Below are 17,945 nucleotides of genomic sequence, written 5' to 3' on the forward strand. Positions count from 1 at the left end.
TCCCTCAGTTCAGCGTGTACGTGTAGCCGTTGCCGGTCAGTCCGGCCAATACCCGCTCGCGGTGGTCCTCACCCCGCAGCTCGAGCTGCAGCGCGACCTCGACCTCGTCCAGGCTCAGGGACTCGGAGATCCGCTCGTGCACGACCTCGATCAGGTTCGCGTCCAGCTGGGCGAGCTGGGTCAGCAGCGTGGCGAGGCCGCCGGGCGTGTCCGGGATGCGCACCCGGAGTGACAGGTATCGACCGGCAGCGGCCATGCCGTTGCGGATCACCCGCATCAGCAGCAGCGGGTCGATGTTTCCACCGGACAGCACCGCGACGACCGGCGGCTTGAACGACTTCGGGTCGTCGAGGATGGCGGCCACCGCCGCGGCGCCGGCTGGTTCAACCACGAGTTTGGCCCGCTCCAGCACCAGCAGCAGGGCCTTCGACAACGAGCTCTCGGTGACTGTCCGGACATCACCGACGTACTGCTGGACTGCCTCGAACGGCACCTTGCCCGGCAGCCCGACCGCGATGCCGTCGGCCATCGTGCTCATCCCCGCGAGCTGGACCGGCAGGCCGGCTTCGAGCGAGGCCGGGTACGCCGCTGCGCCCGCCGCCTGCACGCCGACGACCGAGATCGGCATGCCGTCGCGCTGCATCGCGGTCGCGATCCCGGCGAGCAAACCGCCACCACCAGTCGGTACGACGACTGTCCGCACCTGCGGGCACTGCTCGACGATCTCCAGCCCGGCGGTCGCCTGACCGGCGACGATGTCCAGGTGATCGAACGGATGGATCAGCACCGCGCCGGTCTCCGCCTCGAACTTCAGCGCCTCGCGCAGGCAGTCGTCGATCGACGTCCCGGTGAACCGGATCTCCGCGCCGTACGCGCGGGTCGCCTTCTCCTTCGGGATCGGTGCCCCATGGGGCATGAAAACGGTCGCCTTGATCCCGAGCAGCTGCGCGGCCAGCGCGACGCCCTGCGCATGGTTGCCGGCGCTCGCGGCGACCACACCACGCGCCCGCTCGGCCTTCGACAGCCGCGCCATCCGCACGTAGGCGCCGCGCAGCTTGAAGGACCCGGTGCGCTGCAGGTTCTCGCATTTGAGGAAAACGTCCCCACCGACCAGTTCACTGAGCCACCGCGAGTACTCCAACGGCGTCGGCGCGACCACGTCGTGCAACAGATCCGCGGCCCGCGCGATGTCCTTGGCATCGATCACGACCTCACCCTACGGCTACTCTGCATCGATGAAGGTCACCGCGCTCGTACAGCTCGAAATCGATGTCCCGGAGGAGTTCTGGTTCCCGGACGTCGAACCGTTCCTGCAAGCCTTGCAGGAACAACACGGCGTCGCCGCCTATGTGCTCAGCTGTCAGCGGGCCGATCCGGACAACACGACATACGTGGTGATGCCAACCGACGCTCCGGCAGCCCCGCCTGCGTCGGAGTGGACGGAGGCGGGTTGGTACGCCGAGGCGCTGCCGTGGATCGATGAGCACATCTCGCGGACCGGGCCCCCGGTACAGGTCCGCGTCTGGGGCCTCTCGAACGTCCTCCGTGTTCCGACCGCGGACGGTCTCGTGTACTTCAAGGCGCACGCCCACTCCAGCACGTTGCCGCCCGCGAAGCTGCCGTTGCTCTTCGCCCACGAGCCGCTGCTCCTCACCTCGCTCGAAGGCCCTGTCCCTCGCCCACTCGCGATCGACGAGAACCGCGTCTGGATGCTCCTGCCGGACCTCGGCTCGTCGCTGGAAGCCGAACCGGAGATCGCCACCTGGATCGATGCCGTGCAGAGCCATGCTCGGCTGCAGCGCTCGTACGTCGGTCGCGTCGACCACCTGCTCGAGATCAGCTGCGTCGACCGGCGACTCGCCGTACTGGCTGCCGAGCTCGACGATCTGCTCGGCGACAACCCGGCAACCACCCTGCTCGAACCCGACGAGCGGGCTGGGCTGCCGACGCGGCGTGCGGAACTGCGGGCGGCGATCGCCGAACTGGCCGCGATCGGCATCCCGGAGACGTTGCTGCACGGCGATCTGCATCCGGGCAATCTCGCGGTGCGCGAGGGCCAGGTGCTGGCGTTCGACTGGACAGACGCGGCGGTCTCGCATCCGTTCCTCGACATGGTCACGTTCATCCACGAAAAGTCGCCACTGTCGCATGATCCGCAGGTCCGGGACGCCTATCTGGCGGAGTGGACGGACTACGCCCCGATGACCGACCTAAGCCGGGCGCTCGCGCTCGCCGAGCAGATCGGTGCACTGCACCAGGTAGCGACCTCCTTGCATCTGGCGGCCAACCTGAGCGGGCCGGACCGGGAGTCCATGCTGCGTGGTGCCACGTGGTGGCTCCGGCAGGTCGTCAACGGCACAGCACGTTGAGGTGATTGCGCATCACGCGGCGGACCGGCGGGTCGAGATGCCGGTCCCACTCCGGATGGCGTTCGTCGCGTAGCCAGGCGTAGTACGCGAGCGCCTCGGCCAGCGCCGTCTCGCGCAGGTAGCCGCGCGCGAGCGGCTGCGTCCCGCGGCCGTTCGGACGCGGGCGACGCTCGTACGCCGCGTTGGCCGTGAAGATGCCGAGTCCGTGGAACACGGTCAGCAGGTCGGTCAGCGACTCATGATCAGGCCGGTGCGCGAAACTGATCCGCCCGGTTCCGAGCAGCAACTCATGACCGACCTCATGCGCGTAAATCGCGGTGAGCGCGACCGGATCGGCCGCCAGGCTCGGTGCCAGATGAATCTCGTTGCCGGTGGTCGCCCGAACCCATCGCCCGGCCGGCTCCCGTACGGTCCCGATCCGATGCCGATGGGCCCCCTCCCCCAACCCAAAACTCAACACACACTGCCCCGAAGCCAACCCCATCCGCTCCGCAACCCGCCCACACACATCCTCCGCAGCCGCCACGGACCCGTCGTACCCGACCGGTATGACGTCACCCGGCAACACGATCGGCCGGCGAATCACCTCGTCGCCGAACTCCCCCAGCAACCAATCCATCGACGACCGGATCCACCGCCGCCGCCCACCCACCAACCGCTCCCGCGGCAACTTCAGCCGCGCCCTGAGTTGCTGCCCACGCCGCAACGCCCCGATCGGATTCCTCACCTGGCGCATCATCCCTGTTCGACGCCACCCCAAACCCGATCGTTCCGTTCCGTAGCAATCCCCTGACGTCCCGTGAGCGCCTTTCTGTTTGGCTGACGTTGAGCTGGTTTGCGGGGATCTGCTGTCTCTCCGGTGACAGTAGGTCCTGTGGATCTCCGCTGGGGCCGGTCAAGGACCCCGCCTTCCCGAATGTGCTCGTCCCATCCGACCGCTCGGTTTCGGCCGGCGGCGTTCGGCGGTGGCTGGTCGCCGCTGCGGCCGGTATTACTGCGACGGGTGGCTGAGCAGGTGCCTGACTGAGGGGGATGGCGAGGCCGGTGACCGAGGTTCCGGTTGCCTGAGGTTCCGGGCTACGGCTGAGGCCGGCGGTGACGGTAGTCGGTAAGTTCCGGTTGCTATCCCCAGAAAAGTACCGGCCAGCGAAGCGGGGGTGGTCGGTCTCGCGCCACCAGTGGTGGCGCGAGACACCTTGTGACGGCTGGGGACCTGTTGCCATAGGTCTCCGGCCACGACTTCTTGTCTCCGGCCACCACTGGTGGCGCGGGGCATCGGGACTGGGGAATTCTGCTGGTCGTTTTCGGGGGGTCAGGTTCCCCAGTCCGCCAATCACCGCCCCCGCGAGTGGGGCCACCGTGCAATCAGCACCCGAGTGTGAGGACCGTGCCGCCGGATCTCGATTTCCGGCGACCTACTCCTCGCACTCGACGTCCCACTCCTCACACTCGCACGGTGGCTTCACTCGCGGCCGGCACGGAGGCTTCGCTCGGGCAGCACGGGACGGGTTCACTCGTCGACAGCACGGTGGCTTCGCTCGCGGGCAGCACAGAGGGTCCACTCGCCGACGACATCCCCCGGCCAACTGCTTTTGCCGGCAGCAACCACCGCGACGGGTCAGCTACCAAGCCTCCTGATCGTCGGCGGAACCACAGCCCGTCAGCCACAGGCAACGGGGAACTGCGGTAACCAACCGAACCATCCGGCTCAGCCGTAGACCGCCCCAGCCACCCGTCTCAGTCAAACCGGCCGCAGCGGCGACCAGCCACCGCCCACGCCGCCGGCCGAATCCGAGCGGCGGGATGGGACGAGCACATCCGGGAAGGCGGGGTTCCTGGCCAGCCAAAGCCCTCAGCCACCGCGACCCTCCCCGAGGGCTTGAACAGGAACCGGTGGCCTTGGACAGGTCATAACTTGTTCAAGCCCTCCACCCGATGTCCACACCCCCGGCAACTGGCCGTTGGTTCCTAGCTCAGGCCGTCACTGGCGCCGCTGACCTCGTGGTGGAGGACGGCCAGGTACTCGTGCTGGTCCTTGAGTAGGTCGGCGGGGTCGCCTACGACCGTGGTCAGGCTCAGACCGGTGCCGGCCACCAGCAACGAGAGGTCTGCAGGCGTGTAGCAGCGCAACTGCTGGCTGTGCTTCGTCTCCGGCTGGTCGGCTCGCCACCAGGTGTCGGTCGCGATCGAGGTGATCGGGTCGAAGGTCGTGGTCTCGTACAGCTCGTGCTCGTAGCCCTGCTCCGGGTTGGGCATCAGGTGCTCTTCGTCGCCGTGCCAGCTCGCCCAGACGAAGGGGTTGCTCACGTCGATCAACGCAACGCCCCCTGGACGCAACCACTCCGCGGCGATCCGGGTGAGTAAGCGCCGCTGATCGGCGTCCGTGCCGATCCCGAACCCGTTCCAGTAGGAGACGACATCGAACTGACCTTCCAGCTGTACGGCGTAGAAGTCGTCGTTGATGACGGTCAACGTCCCGCCGGTCACCTCGGCGGCGAAGGTCGACGCGACGGCCGCACGGTCACTGATCTCGACAGCCGTGACCGTGTGACCGGCATTGGCCGTCACCGCAGCGGTCGTGCCGTAGCCAGGACCGAGCTCGAGAACGCGCTGCGCCTGCGTCCCGGCGTACTCGTGCAGGTGTGCCACCCGGTGATGGTCGCGGTCGCCGATCCGGGCCTCGGCTTTGGCCCACCATCTACCGGTCTCGGAATAGAAGTCCTTCGCCCAGTCCATGGCCGAACCACACCATGTGGTCCGACCCGCGGCAACTGCATTACTTCAGCAGGAGGAGGCCAAGGCGGCGCGAGGCTATGTACATGCCGGCGGCGCCCATGGCGGTGAGGTAGGCGGCGTTGAGGAGGAGGGTCCAGCTGACGGTGCCGGTGGTGAGGGCTCGTTCGAGGTGGACGCCTTGGTAGAGCGGGGTGATCTCGACCAGCCAGCGGATGGCGCCGGGGTAGGTCTCGATCGGGTAGAAGGTGGCGGAGAACAGGAACATCGGGATCGTCGCCAGCTGGACGAACTCGAAGTCCTGCCAGCTGCGCATGAACGTGGTCAGCGCCATCCCGGCACCGGCGAACGCGAACCCGATCAGGATCGACGCGGGCAGCGCGACGAGCGCCCACCACGACGTGACCAGGCCGAGCGCGAGCATGACCAGCACGAACATCGCCGAGTAGCAGGCACCGCGCAGCAGCGCCCAGGTCACCTCACCGGTGGCGATGTCCCACGGCCGCATCGGCGTGGCCAGCATCGAGTCGTACAGCTTGGCGTATTTCATCCGGAAGAAGATGTTGTACGTCGAGTCGAAGATCGCCCCGTTCATCGCGGAACTGGCGAGCATCGCCGGCGCCACGAAAGCGGCGTACCCGATCTTGGTGCCGTCGGCCAGCGTGAAGTCGCCGACCAGCTGGGCGACACCGATGCCGATCGACAGCAGGTAGAAGACGGGCTCGGTGAAGCCGGACAGGAAGACGATCCAGGATCGCTTGTAGAGCAGGAAGTTCCGCTCGACGATGTGCCGGCCGCCGAGCCGGAGCGGGATCGGAACGACCCGGACGGTCAAGGTCGTCATCAGCCGATCAACTTCCTCGTGAAGCCGCGGACGGCGAGCCAGGTGCCGACCCCGAACCAGGCCAGCAGATACGCGAGATTGAGCACCACGAGCCACGGATGGATCGTGCCGAGGCTGAGGTCGCGCGACAGCTGGACGCCGTGCCACAGCGGGCTCAGATAGGCCAGCCACTCGATCCAGTTGGGCAACTGCGAGACCGGGAAGAACGCACCCGAGAACAGGAACGCCGGCACGACACCGAAGCGGAAGACCATCGCCAGCCCGGAGTCGTTCTCCAGCGTGCTCGCGAACGCGACGACCGGCCCCGCGGCCGCCATCCCGACCAGCACCACGACCGGCAGCGCGAGCACGCCGAGCGGCGAGTGCAGCCCACCGAACGCCGCGATCACGCCCAGGAACACCACACACGTGCTCGCCACCCGGAAGGCGATGAACGTCAGCTGCCCGTAGACCACATCAGCCGGACGCAGCGGGGTCGCGATCATCGAGTGGTAGAACTTCTGCCACTTCAAACCGCTCAGCACCGGGTACGTCGATTCGCCGACCGCGATCTGCAACGCGGTCGACGCCAGCAGACCTGGCGCGATGAACTGCAGATAGCTCACGCCACCGAGCGCATCCGTGCCCTTGCTGTCGACGAACGAGCCGAGCCCGATCCCCATCGCGGCCAGATAGAGCATCGGCAGCAGGAAGCTGCTGATCAGCGTGCCCTTCCAGGTCCGCTTGTAGACCGTCAGCCAGTAGTCGTACTGACGGCGGCCGTTCTCCAGCGCGATCGACATCAGTCCACCAACGTCCGGCCGGTCAGGCGCAGGAACACGTCCTCGAGCGTCGAACGCCGTACCAGCACCGCGGCCGGGCTCAACCCACGCTCGTGTACGGCGGCGACCGCGCGCTCGCCGTCGTCGGTGTAGAGCAGGAGCCGATCCGGCAGCACCTCGATCCGCTGCGCGAGGTCGGACACCTTCCCGGCGAGCGCGTCGTGATCGGACATCATCACCTCGGGACCGAACCGCAGCTCGGTCACCTCACGCGTCGAGTAGTCCCGGATCAGCTCGGCCGGCGAACCCTCGGCCGCGATCAGCCCACCGTCCATCACGACGAGCCGGTCACACAACTGCTCGGCCTCGTCCATGTAGTGCGTGGTGATGATCAGCGTGACGCCGGCCTGCTTGAGCCGGAACAGCTTGTCCCACAACAGATGCCGGGCCTGCGGGTCGAGGCCGGTGGTCGGCTCGTCGAGCAGCAGCAGGTCGGGTTTGCTGACCAGCGACCGGGCGATCGTCAGCCGCCGCTTCATCCCGCCGGACAGCTCGTCGACCTTGACCTTGGCCTTCTCGGTCAGCGCGACGAACTCGAGCAGCTCGTCGGCCCGCTCGCGGCACTCGGCCCGGCTGAGCCCGAAGTACCGCCCGTAGATCGTCAGGTTCTCCCGGACGGACAGCTCGGTGTCGAGGGTGTCGTCCTGCGGGCAGACGCCGAGCCGCGCGCGGATCGCCGGCCCCTCGGTGGCCGGGTCCATCCCGAGGATCCGCAGCGTGCCGCCGCTGGTCGGCGAGACGGCGCCGATCATCCGCATCGTCGACGACTTGCCGGCGCCGTTCGGCCCCAGGAAGCCGAAGGCCTCGCCCCGCCACACGTCCAGGTCGATCCCGCGCACCGCCTCGAAGTCGCCGTACGACTTCTTCAGCCCGCGCACATGAACCAAGGACTCCCGCTGCTCATCCACGGAACTGACCCTAGACCGAGCCGTCGACAGTTTTCTTGTCGATTTGAGCAGCGTCCTTTTGGTACCCAAGCCTGCGGATCGCGTAAGCCTGTACGGCGGCCGACAGCCAAGGCGGCAGTTCGGGGTCGACCGTAGCGATCAACGCCCGCTGGTCCTCGTTGTCCAGCAGCACCCACCCCAGGTTGTAGTACCCGGTCGCATCCGCCGGCCACAGCTCCAGCACACCCTGGTAATGCAGCTCGGTCAGCTCCATCGCCTCAGGAGAGTCCGGTACGACGCCACGCGCGCGGGCCGCGGCCATCCGCAGCAGCAACCGCCGTCCCTCGTCCCCCATCCGCTCGTAGTCCTCGCGATCCCAACCGTCCGTCGCCCGGACGGCGCTCTCGAACGCGGCACCGACCCCTGGACCGAACCGCTCGGTCAGATCGTCCTGCAGCTCCGACCGCTTGACCGACAGCCCGGCGAAGAACTCCTCGTCGCCAACGCTCGCGTCACCGGACAGCCCCTGGAGCGTCCGGTCGACCGAACCGATCACAGTGTCGAGGCGCTGGCGTTCCTCGAGCAGCTGCTCCCGGTGCTCCCGCAGTGCGGCCAGCTCGTCGTCCTGCTCGGCCAGGATCCGGCCGATCGACGGCAGCGGTACGTCGAGCTCCCGCAGCAGCAGGATGCGCTGCAACCGCAGCAGCTCCTGGCGGCCGTAGTACCGGTATCCGTTGGGCGCAACGTGCCCAGGCGGCAGCAGTCCGATCGCGTCGTAGTGCCGCAGCGTCCGGACCGAGACTCCGGCGAGCCGTGCGACCTCACTGACCGTGCGCTCCATACTGCGATTTTAAAGCGCTGGAGGGTGACGTTACGTCAGCCTTTAGCGTCCACAGCATGGCAATCACCTTCCTGCGCACCCGGCTTGTCGACCGTGGTGCCGTCCTGCCCGCCGACTGCTTGCGGGTCGAGGACGGCCGCATCACCGCCATCGGCGGCCCCGACATCGCTCAGCCGGGCGACGAGCTCATTCACGAGGGCACCCTGCTCCCCGGCCTCATCGACGCACACGTCCATCTGGTCCCCGGCGCCACCCGCCTGGCCACCACGTACGGCGTCACCACACTCATCGACCAGTTCAGCCAACCTGACCTGATCGCTGCCGAACGCGCCGCAGGTGCCGACTTCCGCACCTCCTCCATCGGCGCTACTGCCCCCGGCGGCCACCCCACACTCGCCTTCGCTCCCTTCCCGTACGTCGCCAACCCCGCCGAGGCCAAGCAGTTCGTGGCAGACCGGATCGCCGAGGGCGCCGACCACCTCAAGCTGATCTACGACGACGGCGCCAGCGCGGGGATGAGCATCCCGTCCCTGGACGAGCCAACAGTCCGCGCACTGGTCGAAGGTGCACACGCCAACGACCTGAAGGTAGTAGCCCACGTCTCCACAGCCGCAGGCGCCGTCACGGTGGTCGGTTGCGGCGTAGACGTCCTCGCGCACGCCCCATCGGACGCGATGACCCCAGCGCAGGTAGCAACGGTCGCGTCCGCAGGCGTCGCGGTGATCGCCACCCTGGACATCGTCGACGGCTTCACGCCCGACCAGGCGTCCGGCGATCGCTCCGGCGACGACGACGGCCGCTTGCCGTTGCTGCGCGAGGCCGAGCTCGCCGTGCGGATGCCGGCTCGCTGGCGGCGCCTCGTGGACAACCAGTCACGCCGCTGGATGCCGCCCGAGGCACCCGACAACTCCATGGCCCGTGCCAACACCCTCGCACTGCTCCGCGCGGGTGCCCCAGTGCTGGCCGGTACCGACGCACCCAACCCCGGCCTGATCTTCGGAGCGTCCCTGCACCGAGAGCTCCGGCACCTAGTCCGGGCTGGCCTCGCACCGTCCGAGGCGCTCATCGCAGCGACCTCCGCACCCGCCGAGGTGTTCGGACTGCCTGACCGAGGCCGCCTGACCGTCGGCGCCCGCGCGGACCTGCTGCTGGTGGACGGCGACCCGCTCACCGACATCACCGCCAGTCAGCAGGTACGGCGTACCTGGGTGGCCGGCGAGGCCGTCGTACCGGCGGACTATGCGGGCAGCGAAACCGAGCTGGCCGGGATCCACTTCATCGGCGAGACCACGCACCGGATTCTCACGGCGCTGGAGGAGATGTGGCCCGGCTTCCCGGGGCCTGAGGACGTGTACCGCGAAGACGGCGAGCTGCTCGGCCGCGTCGTACCGGTGACTGGCGGCTCGCTTCCAACCACCGTCTTCGGCGCCGCCCTCGGTCCGGTCACCGATCGGGACACCGCCGTCGAGACACTCGAGCAGATCGGACTGTCCAGCCTGATCGAGACGTGGTGGGCCCGGACCGACGGCGACTGGCAGGAGGTGACCATCATCGAAGCGCAGCCCGACCGCGTGCGGCTGCACTGGAAGGACCCGATGCTCGACCAGCCGCCCTCCGGCCAGTGGTACCCGCTGACCGACGTGGACCTCGAGTTCCGGCCTTAGCCTCGACCGGCGTACGGCATCCCCGCCGCCATCACCATCAGGTGCGGTACGGCGACCGACGTCGGCAGCTTGGACACCTGCACCACGAAGTCCGCGACGATCTTCGGATCGAACGTCGGCTCGACCGCGATCGACCCGTCCGGCTGGAGCGCACCTTGCTCCATCCGCTCGGTCATCGCGGTCGCCGCGTTCCCGATGTCGATCTGGCAGGCGGTGATCCCATGCGGCCGACCGTCCAGCTCCAGCTGCTTGGTCAGTCCGGTGATCGCATGCTTGCTGGCGGTGTACGCGATGCTCTGCGGCCGCGGCACATGCGCGGAGATCGAGCCGTTGTTGATGATCCGCCCGCCCTTCGGGTCCTGCGTCAGCATCCGCGCGAACGCGGCCTGCGCACACAGGAACGACCCGGTCAGGTTGGTGTCGATCACCCGCCGCCAGTCCTCCTCAGACACATCCGGTACGGCGGCCGCCGGCGCACCGGTCCCAGCGTTGTTCACCAGCACATCGATGCGCTCCAGCTCCCCGAAGAACGCCCGTACGGCGGCTCCGTCGTTCACGTCGAGTACGCCGTACCCCTTGACCGCACCGAGCGCCACCGTCTCCTGGAGCTTCGATTCGGTCCGTCCGGTGACGAGTACGTCGTACCCGGCCGCGGCCAGCGCCAGCGCCATCTCTCGTCCGAGCCCCGACCCGCCACCGGTCACCACAGCCACCTGATTCATGCAGGCAAGGTACGCCGCCAGTACACAGCAGCACCGGCCGCCACGGCCGTCAGGCCGATGAACTCGATCCAGACACCGTTACCCAGCGGGGGGATCAGCTCGGTCGTCAGGTTCCAGGCCGAGTGCAGCAGGATCGCAGCCGGTACGCCGCCGCGCAGCCGTTCGGTGACGAACAGCATCAGGAAGGTCAGCGGGAAGATCTCCAGGAAGAAGATCAGGCCGAACTGGGTGAACAGACCGCCTTCGTGCTGACCGGTGCCCGGCAGGAAGAACAGCGGCACGTGCCACAGCCACCACGCCGTACCGAGAATCGCAGTAGTCGCCCGCAGACCGAAGTACTGACGCAGCCGGGGCTGGACGTAGCCGCGCCAACCGAACTCCTCCGCCAGCGGACCGGCCACCAGTGTGTAGACGGCAGCGGCGAGGACCCCACCGATCCCCGCGACCTCGGCGCTCGCATGACCGGACAGCTCACCCCACTTCCCGCTGATCGCGGTCGCCGCCAGCGGTGCGGCCACGCCCATCAGGACGGCGGCGATCATCCAGCTCGGCGACCAGCGCACCCCACGTCGGCGGTCGCGGTAGCGCAGCCACATCACCAGGGCGGCCAGGGACGGCCCCGAGGCCGCCAGCCCGAAGATCAGCCGGCCCACCGGCTGGTCGATATCCACCTTCAGCACGCCCAGGAACAGGTAGGGCACCCAGGTCAGCACCAGGCAGATCACGCCGAACTCAACCAATCGGCGTCTCGTCGTCGTCTTCTCTTGCAGCGCGGTCATCGTCACCCCGTCAGCCTGATGGCCACGGACGGTAGCCGCGAGGACCCTGAACCACCCATCCAGGTGGTACTAACTCCACCATGACTGCGAAGAGTGATGATTCGGACACAAAGAGCAAATGAGTGGCAACTCACTCGTTGGTAACGGAAACTATTTGCGTGCGTAATACAACTATGTATATGCTTGCAGCATGCAAGTAAACGACGCGTACACCCCGCAGACCCCGATCGAGGGTGTCATGCACGCGTTCACCCGGATCGGCCGCCGGCTGAAGGCCAAGCAGCCCGGCGACACGATCGACCACAGCGCCCACATCGCGCTGTTCGCGCTGCGCTGCAGCGGCGCCTTGCGCCTGTCCGAGCTGGCCGCCCGGATGGAGCTGGACGCGTCGACCACGAGCCGGCACGTCCGCGCGCTGGAACAGCTCGGCCTGGTCCGCCGCTCCCCGGATCCCGCCGACGGCCGCGCCTTCCGCGTCGAGCTGACCGAGCAGGGTCTCGAGCAGTGGGAGGACAACGCCCGCCGCCGGATGGAGCTGCTCGGCGCCGCACTCGAAGGCTGGTCCGAAGAAGACATCGAGACCTTCGGACGGTTGATGACCCGGTTCGCCGACGCCGTCACCGCCCGGATCGAAGCCCCGCCAGGCATGGCGTGGGCCGACAAAGGCTGGGCCGCCATGGCCCGCCGCACCCAAGACTCCGCGCCCGGCGTCGACGACGACACCGCCCGCGAGAACACCGAGAAGAACCTGGAGAGCACCACATGAGCACCACCGAGCCTGCCACCGCCGGCGGCGCGGCCCCTGCGCCTGAATCAGGGCCGCAGTACCTGTCCCACAAGCAGATCCTCGTCGTTCTCGGCGGCCTGATGGCCGGCATGTTCCTGGCCGCACTCGACCAGAGCATCGTCGGGACCGCGCTGCCGCAGATCGTCAGTGAGTTCAACAGCCTGGACAAACTGTCCTGGGTGGTCACGGCGTACCTGCTGACCTCGACCGCCTCCACTCCGCTGTGGGGCAAGATCTCCGACCTCTACGGCCGCCGCCCGCTGTTCATCGCGGCGATCGTCACCTTCCTGGCCGGCTCCGTGCTGGCCGCGCTGTCGCAGAACATCGAGATGCTGATCGGCTTCCGGGCCGTCCAGGGTCTGGGCGCCGGCGGTCTGATGTCGCTCGCGTTCGCCACCATCGGCGACGTGATCCCGCCGCGCGAGCGCGGTAAGTACATGGGGTACTTCGGTGCCGTTTTCGGCCTGTCCTCCGTGGCCGGCCCGCTGCTCGGCGGTCTGCTCACCGACGGTCCCGGCTGGCGCTGGATCTTCTGGATCAACCTGCCGATCGGCCTGGTCGCCCTGGGCGTCGTCGCCGCCGTCCTCAAGCTGCCGCACGTGAAGCGTTCGCACAAGATCGACTACGTCGGCGCGTCCGTCGTCACGGCGGCCGTCACCACGCTGCTGCTGGCCATCTCGTGGAGCGGCCCGACCAACGGCTGGGGCACCGCCACCACCATCGCGTTGCTGGTCGCCTCTGTCGTCCTCGCCGTCGCGTTCGTCTTCGTCGAGCTGCGGGTCGCCGAGCCGATCATCCCGATGGACCTTTTCAAGGGCCGGATCTTCTCCGGGTACGCCGGGTTCGCGTTCCTGCTCGGTGTCGCGATGTTCGGCGCGCTGATCTTCCTGCCGCTCTACCTGCAGGCGGTCAAGGACATGTCCCCGACCCGCTCGGGGCTGGCCTTGCTGCCGATGATCGTCGGGATCTTCTCCGCGTCGATCTCGAGCGGTCAGCTGATGAGCAAGAGCGGTCGCTACAAGATCTACCCGATCCTCTCGGCCATCCTGGTCGCCGGCGCGATGCTGCTGCTGTCCACGCTGAGCATGACCACGCCGTACTGGCACCTGGCCATCTACATGTTCATCATGGGCGCCGGTCTGGGACTGTCGATGCAGATCACCGTCACCGCCGCGCAGAACAGCGTTCCTCGTCAGCACATGGGGACCGCGACCTCGACGATGACGTTCTTCCGCTCCATGGGTGGCGCGATCGGTACGGCGGTCTTCGGCACCGTGCTGACCAGCCGCCTGACCGACCACCTGACCGACCTGGTCCCGAACGCGGCCCCGGGCATGATCGAGAAGCTGAGCCAAGCGGCCAACAGCGTCCCGATGCTGCACGCCCTCCAGGAGCCGATGAAGGGCTGGGCCCTGCACGGCCTGGTCGACGCGATGGGCGACGTGTTCCTCGTCTCCCTGCCGTTCCTGGCGATCGCCCTGGTGCTCGCCATCATCACTCCCGAGCAGCGCCTGGCGGGCCGCGCCGAAGGCCCCAAGTCCGACGAAGACGTCGCACTGGAGGCTTCGGCCGCCGCCTCGATGCACTAACCAGCATCACCTCGACGACCGGCTGCCTCACCCGAGGCGGCCGGTCGTCGCATGTCCGGCACAATGCAGTAATGACCACTCAGCCGGGAGACAGCTACGCCTCCCGGTTCCCCTACGTCGTGCCGCACTCGCTGGACGACCTGACCGGACCTCGGCACGGCTCAGTCACCTGGCCGCGCGGCGATCGCCGTACCTATGACCTCGACGACGCCGACGCCCAGCACGCGTTCTATGAACACGTGCTCGTCGATGCCGCTACGGTCACCGAGCTGTGCAGCGCTCTGAACAAGGACCTGCTGCTCGCGCTCTGGCCGCAGCTCCGCCCACCGCGCTACTGCGTCCGCCGCTGGCACGACACCTTCCCAGAGCTCGCCACTCCGGGATCCGGCGGAATCTGGCAGTAGCCGTCAGGTAGCGGTGATCTCGTCGAGGAAGAGGAAGTCTGCGAAGTTGTTGGTGCGGGTCTTGGTGAGGCGGATGGTGACGTAGCGGCCTGTGGTGGCGGGGACGGGGAGGTCGAACCACTGGGCGTTGGCGGTGGATGTCTCGACGATGGGCTCGAGGGCCAAGGGGTTGTCGCCGGCGAGGAGCTGGACGTTGTCGGGCGAGTAGTCGTGGACGTGATCGTCGTAGGCACGGACGCGCACGGTGGACAGCGGGCGGCTGGTACCCAGGTCGAACGTGAGGTCCACGCTTGTTGTTTCGCCCGCGGTCGTGAGGTGGTAGCCGTAGCCGAGGGTGTCGCCGAAGGGGCCGGCGATGACCGAGTCGGTGGATTCCTTGCCGCCGGTGTCCGGGTACGCCGGATCGGGCTCGGCTGGGCGTGTTGTCCGGTAGGGCTTGTGGAGCGCGAGGTTCGTGCCTGCTTGATCCAGTACTTCGATCTCATCGAGAAACAGGTAGTCCGCGAAGTCGTGGGTCCGCGTCTTCTCGAACCGGAGCCCGACATAGCGACCGGTCGCGCTGACCGGCAGCTCGTACCATCGGCCGTTCAAGGTCGCCGTACCGCGCGAGGTCAGGTTGACCGGACTGTCGCCGGTGGAGACCCGGACCGCGGTTGGGGCATAGTCATGGATGCCGTCGTCGTACTTGCTCGCCCGGATCTTGCTGATCGCCGTAGCGGCGCCGAGATCGACGACGAGGTCGACGGTCAGGCTCTCGCCCGCAGTAGCCAGCCGGTAGCCGTAGCCCGCGCCGAAGCCGGTGGCGACCACGCCGTCGGTCGACTCCTTGCCATCCACATCCGGGTACGACAGATCTGTCGGTACTGCCCGTGATTTGCGATACGGGAGGCCGGCCGTGAGGCTCGGGGCATCGGCCGCGTAGACCTCGATCTCATCGATCATCAGCGACGACGCATCCGCCGTGTAGGCCTTGTCGAAGGTGATCCGGACGTACCGGGCGGTCGTCTGCGGGAACTGGAAGCTGTACCAGACGCCGGACGGTCCCTGCGGTGTGAACTGCTGGCCGCGTGACTTGTACGTCGAGCCGTCGACGCTCGTCGCGATCCGGACCTTGTCCGGCCGGTAGCCCGGGTACTCCTCATAGGCATGGACGGCCGCACTGTCGACGTTCTGTGCGCTGCCGAGATCGATGGTGACGGTCACTGTCCCGGTCGGCGCCTCGTAGCTGTAGGTGCGCTGGTCGTCCCACGCATCTGCCAGCACGCCGTCAGTGGACTCGATCCCCGAGTCCGGCTGGCCGTTCGGCGCGCTGGACAGCGTGTAGGTCCGGCCACCGGCCAGGTTGGTCTTCGCGAGCGGTGCTCCGGCGACTTCGAGTTCCGCCAAGGACGGCGTACCGGTTGTCGTTGCCAGCCTGAGGTAGCGGCCCTTCCCGTTCAGGCCGATGAAGTCGGTGCCGCCGTCGCTCGCCGGCTCGGCGGACACCTCGGTCCAGCGGCTCCCGTCGTACGACGTCTGGAGTTTGAAGCCGGCGCCGGGTGTCGTCCAGCGCAGGTTGACGCCGTCGAGCTGCACCTGGCGTCCAAGGTCGACCTGCAGCCACTGCGAGCCCGTTCCGGGCTGCCAACTGGTTGCGGGGTTGCCGTCGACCGCGAGGGCGCCGTTTCCGGCGGAGGAGGTGGCCGTGGCGCCGTGAGCGGGGTCGGCGGCCAGTGGCTTGCCTGCCGCTGCGTCAAGCGCGATCGCCCGGATTCGTTGCATATAAGCGGTATCGGGGGTGAACTTGTCGCTCCGCTGCACCAGCCCCGCGGCCAGGCCGCGCGCCAGCCCCTTGTCCCGTTGGCCTACCAGGTTGAGCAGCTCGTAGTCCTCGATGCCGTCGCGGAGCGATTCGTACCGCGGTGTCACCTCGACCGTGTTGCGTTCCTTGTCCGGCCGCACGATCAGGAAGTCACCCTTGGCGTCCTGAGTATCCATCGGCGTCTGCCAGTTGTTCATCGTCCAGTGCAGATAGCCGTTCAGGCCACGGCTGTAGGCGTACCAGATGGTCATTCGCTGGTACCACTCCGGCTGGTCGATGAACCTGTTCAGATAGTTGCCCCGCGGCGCTGTGCAGTTGTACAGCCAGACCTCCTTGCCACTGGCCACGACCTGGTCGTAGTACTCCCGCTGACTGTCGTACACGCCCTCCTGGGCGACGGCTTGGTGGTTCAGGGCCATGATCTGCGGGTGCACCTCGGGGATGTCGACCGCATCTCCCAGCTTGATACCGGGCCAGATCTCGTGCATGCGCTTGGCGAGGCGGATGTAGTCGGCGACGTTGTTCGGCTGTGGTTCGTCGCCGGCGTGCATCCAGAAGGTGTCGGCCCAGCCCTTGCTCTCGAGATGGGCTCGCAGGGCCGGTAGATAGCTCTCCAGCCAGCTCTTCCCTTCCGCCGACGTCCAGTCGACCCAGACCAGCTTCGGCCGGCCACCGTCGTTGCGGATGACCTGGACGTCGCGAACAGCGCCGTCACCGTGGTCGGGCAGGGTGGTGAACGCGGGCTCGGGGAATCCTTCGAGGCGTTTGACCGCACCGGCGGCCTGGAAGAGCTCGACGATCTGGTCGAACTTGGTCCAGTCGAAGGTGTAGCCGCCGCGCCCGTCCGGCAGCGAACCCGAGTCCGCGAGGATCTTGATCACCGGGAGCATCAGGTTGTTCGTGCGGTACTGCTTGAACATCGTGGCGACGTTCCGCATCAGATCCCACCACTGCGGGCTGTACCGCGGATAGCCGTAGCCGACCGTCGGTAGCTCGACCGTCTCGCCGGCCTCCTCGTCCCAGCTGATGTTGCCGGTGAAGAGCTGCCACAAGCTGTTGGTGAAAGCACCTTGGTCCGACTCGGGCAGTGTCACCGCCCGGACGTCGACCCGGACCGGTACGGCGACTGTGCCCTTGTCGGTGACGACATTGACAGTGCCGCTGTAGACACCGCCCGCCGTGGTCGCCGGAACGAACACGCGGACCCAGATGGACTGTGTGGATCGCGCCGCGACCTGCTTGGCCCGCTCGTTCGTCAACCGGTCGGGGTACAGACCCGCACCGACGCGGACGGCGGGATAGATGTCCATCTTCCCGGTGTTGCCGTTGTGGGTGTTGTTGTTGAGGTACTGGTAGTCGACGAAGTTGTACGTGACGTTGGCAGCCGCGATGGTCCCGCCCGGCCCGGTGAGCGCGGACGGTGTCACCGCCTTGACGGTGAACGCCTCGTTCCGCCGTACGACGATCTGCGCCGCCTCGTACTCGTTCCGCGCGGTGTCGAGCCGCAACACCCGGCCCGCATCCGCCGACGGACCGCTGTCACGGAACACACTCGCGTACGACGATTCGGTCCAGACGTCCGTGGTGACGGCCGCTGCCGGGGGCGCGCCGATTGCCACCAGCACCCCCGCCAGCAGAGCCAGTGCGGAACCAATGCCGACGAGTCGCATACCTGTCCACCTCCGGTTGAGAGGTTTCAGGATC

Annotated in this window: 15 protein-coding genes; 5 read left to right on the forward strand and 10 right to left on the reverse strand. The window is 67.6% G+C overall.

The window, feature by feature from the left end; all coding sequences use genetic code 11:
- Positions 1-4: 4 nt before the first annotated feature.
- Positions 5-1,207 carry a threonine ammonia-lyase gene (ilvA, locus tag OG474_RS07660; RefSeq protein ID WP_405061513.1) on the reverse strand — a complete coding sequence of 401 codons (1,203 nt, stop codon included), beginning with the start codon at positions 1,205-1,207 and terminating at the stop codon, positions 5-7.
- A gap of 28 nt (positions 1,208-1,235) precedes the next feature.
- On the opposite strand from ilvA, the gene OG474_RS07665 reads away from it, so the two are divergent.
- A complete protein-coding gene (locus OG474_RS07665) occupies positions 1,236-2,369 on the forward strand; it encodes a phosphotransferase family protein (RefSeq protein ID WP_405061514.1) in 1,134 nt (377 codons plus the stop codon).
- On the opposite strand, the gene OG474_RS07670 is transcribed toward OG474_RS07665, so the two are convergent.
- The 6 genes from OG474_RS07670 to OG474_RS07695 all read right to left on the reverse strand — a co-directional run bounded on the left by OG474_RS07670 (position 2,350) and on the right by OG474_RS07695 (position 8,495).
- A complete protein-coding gene (locus OG474_RS07670; RefSeq protein ID WP_405061515.1) occupies positions 2,350-3,096 on the reverse strand; it encodes a hypothetical protein in 747 nt (248 codons plus the stop codon). The genes OG474_RS07665 and OG474_RS07670 overlap by 20 nt on opposite strands.
- A gap of 1,241 nt (positions 3,097-4,337) precedes the next feature.
- A complete protein-coding gene (locus OG474_RS07675; RefSeq protein ID WP_405061516.1) occupies positions 4,338-5,105 on the reverse strand; it encodes a class I SAM-dependent methyltransferase in 768 nt (255 codons plus the stop codon).
- 40 nt (positions 5,106-5,145) lie between these two features.
- A complete protein-coding gene (locus OG474_RS07680) occupies positions 5,146-5,946 on the reverse strand; it encodes an ABC transporter permease (RefSeq protein WP_405061517.1) in 801 nt (266 codons plus the stop codon).
- The gene (locus OG474_RS07685) at positions 5,946-6,728 is read right to left on the reverse strand and encodes an ABC transporter permease (protein WP_405061518.1); all 783 of its coding nucleotides are present in this window, start codon (positions 6,726-6,728) and stop codon (positions 5,946-5,948) included. Before OG474_RS07685 ends, OG474_RS07680 begins: the two co-directional genes overlap by 1 nt.
- The gene (locus OG474_RS07690; protein ID WP_405061519.1) at positions 6,728-7,675 is read right to left on the reverse strand and encodes an ABC transporter ATP-binding protein; all 948 of its coding nucleotides are present in this window, start codon (positions 7,673-7,675) and stop codon (positions 6,728-6,730) included. Before OG474_RS07690 ends, OG474_RS07685 begins: the two co-directional genes overlap by 1 nt.
- Before the next feature lie 10 nt (positions 7,676-7,685).
- Entirely contained in the window at positions 7,686-8,495 is an 810-nt protein-coding gene (locus OG474_RS07695) for a MerR family transcriptional regulator (protein ID WP_405061520.1), read from the reverse strand.
- Between the two features lie 56 nt (positions 8,496-8,551).
- Here OG474_RS07695 and OG474_RS07700 point away from each other — a divergent pair, with 56 nt between their 5' ends.
- The gene (locus tag OG474_RS07700) at positions 8,552-10,159 is read left to right on the forward strand and encodes an amidohydrolase family protein (RefSeq protein ID WP_405061521.1); all 1,608 of its coding nucleotides are present in this window, start codon (positions 8,552-8,554) and stop codon (positions 10,157-10,159) included.
- Here OG474_RS07700 and OG474_RS07705 read toward each other — a convergent pair.
- Positions 10,156-10,881, reverse strand: coding sequence for an SDR family oxidoreductase (locus OG474_RS07705; RefSeq protein WP_405061522.1), 726 nt, complete (start codon positions 10,879-10,881; stop codon positions 10,156-10,158). The two genes, OG474_RS07700 and OG474_RS07705, sit on opposite strands and share 4 nt — an antisense overlap.
- Positions 10,878-11,660: a type II CAAX prenyl endopeptidase Rce1 family protein gene (locus OG474_RS07710; RefSeq protein WP_405064551.1), complete on the reverse strand. Its 783-nt coding sequence runs from the start codon at positions 11,658-11,660 to the stop codon at positions 10,878-10,880. The genes OG474_RS07705 and OG474_RS07710 overlap by 4 nt, the downstream gene beginning before the upstream one ends.
- A 190-nt stretch (positions 11,661-11,850) precedes the next feature.
- On the opposite strand from OG474_RS07710, the gene OG474_RS07715 reads away from it, so the two are divergent.
- The 3 genes from OG474_RS07715 (at position 11,851) to OG474_RS07725 (ending at position 14,440) form a co-directional block, all read left to right on the forward strand.
- The gene (locus tag OG474_RS07715) at positions 11,851-12,426 is read left to right on the forward strand and encodes a MarR family winged helix-turn-helix transcriptional regulator (RefSeq protein ID WP_405061523.1); all 576 of its coding nucleotides are present in this window, start codon (positions 11,851-11,853) and stop codon (positions 12,424-12,426) included.
- Positions 12,423-14,036: an MDR family MFS transporter gene (locus OG474_RS07720; protein WP_405061524.1), complete on the forward strand. Its 1,614-nt coding sequence runs from the start codon at positions 12,423-12,425 to the stop codon at positions 14,034-14,036. The genes OG474_RS07715 and OG474_RS07720 overlap by 4 nt, the downstream gene beginning before the upstream one ends.
- Positions 14,037-14,107: 71 nt before the next feature.
- Entirely contained in the window at positions 14,108-14,440 is a 333-nt protein-coding gene (locus OG474_RS07725) for a hypothetical protein (RefSeq protein ID WP_405061525.1), read from the forward strand.
- A 3-nt stretch (positions 14,441-14,443) separates the two neighbouring features.
- Here the strand turns inward: OG474_RS07725 and OG474_RS07730 are convergent, their stop codons facing one another.
- On the reverse strand, positions 14,444-17,911 hold the full coding sequence (locus OG474_RS07730; protein WP_405061526.1) for a glycoside hydrolase domain-containing protein: 3,468 nt from the start codon (positions 17,909-17,911) through the stop codon (positions 14,444-14,446).
- Positions 17,912-17,945: the final 34 nt, after the last annotated feature.

Source organism: Kribbella sp. NBC_01505 (assembly GCF_045040285.1).
Taxonomy (GTDB): Bacteria; Actinomycetota; Actinomycetes; order Propionibacteriales; family Kribbellaceae; genus Kribbella.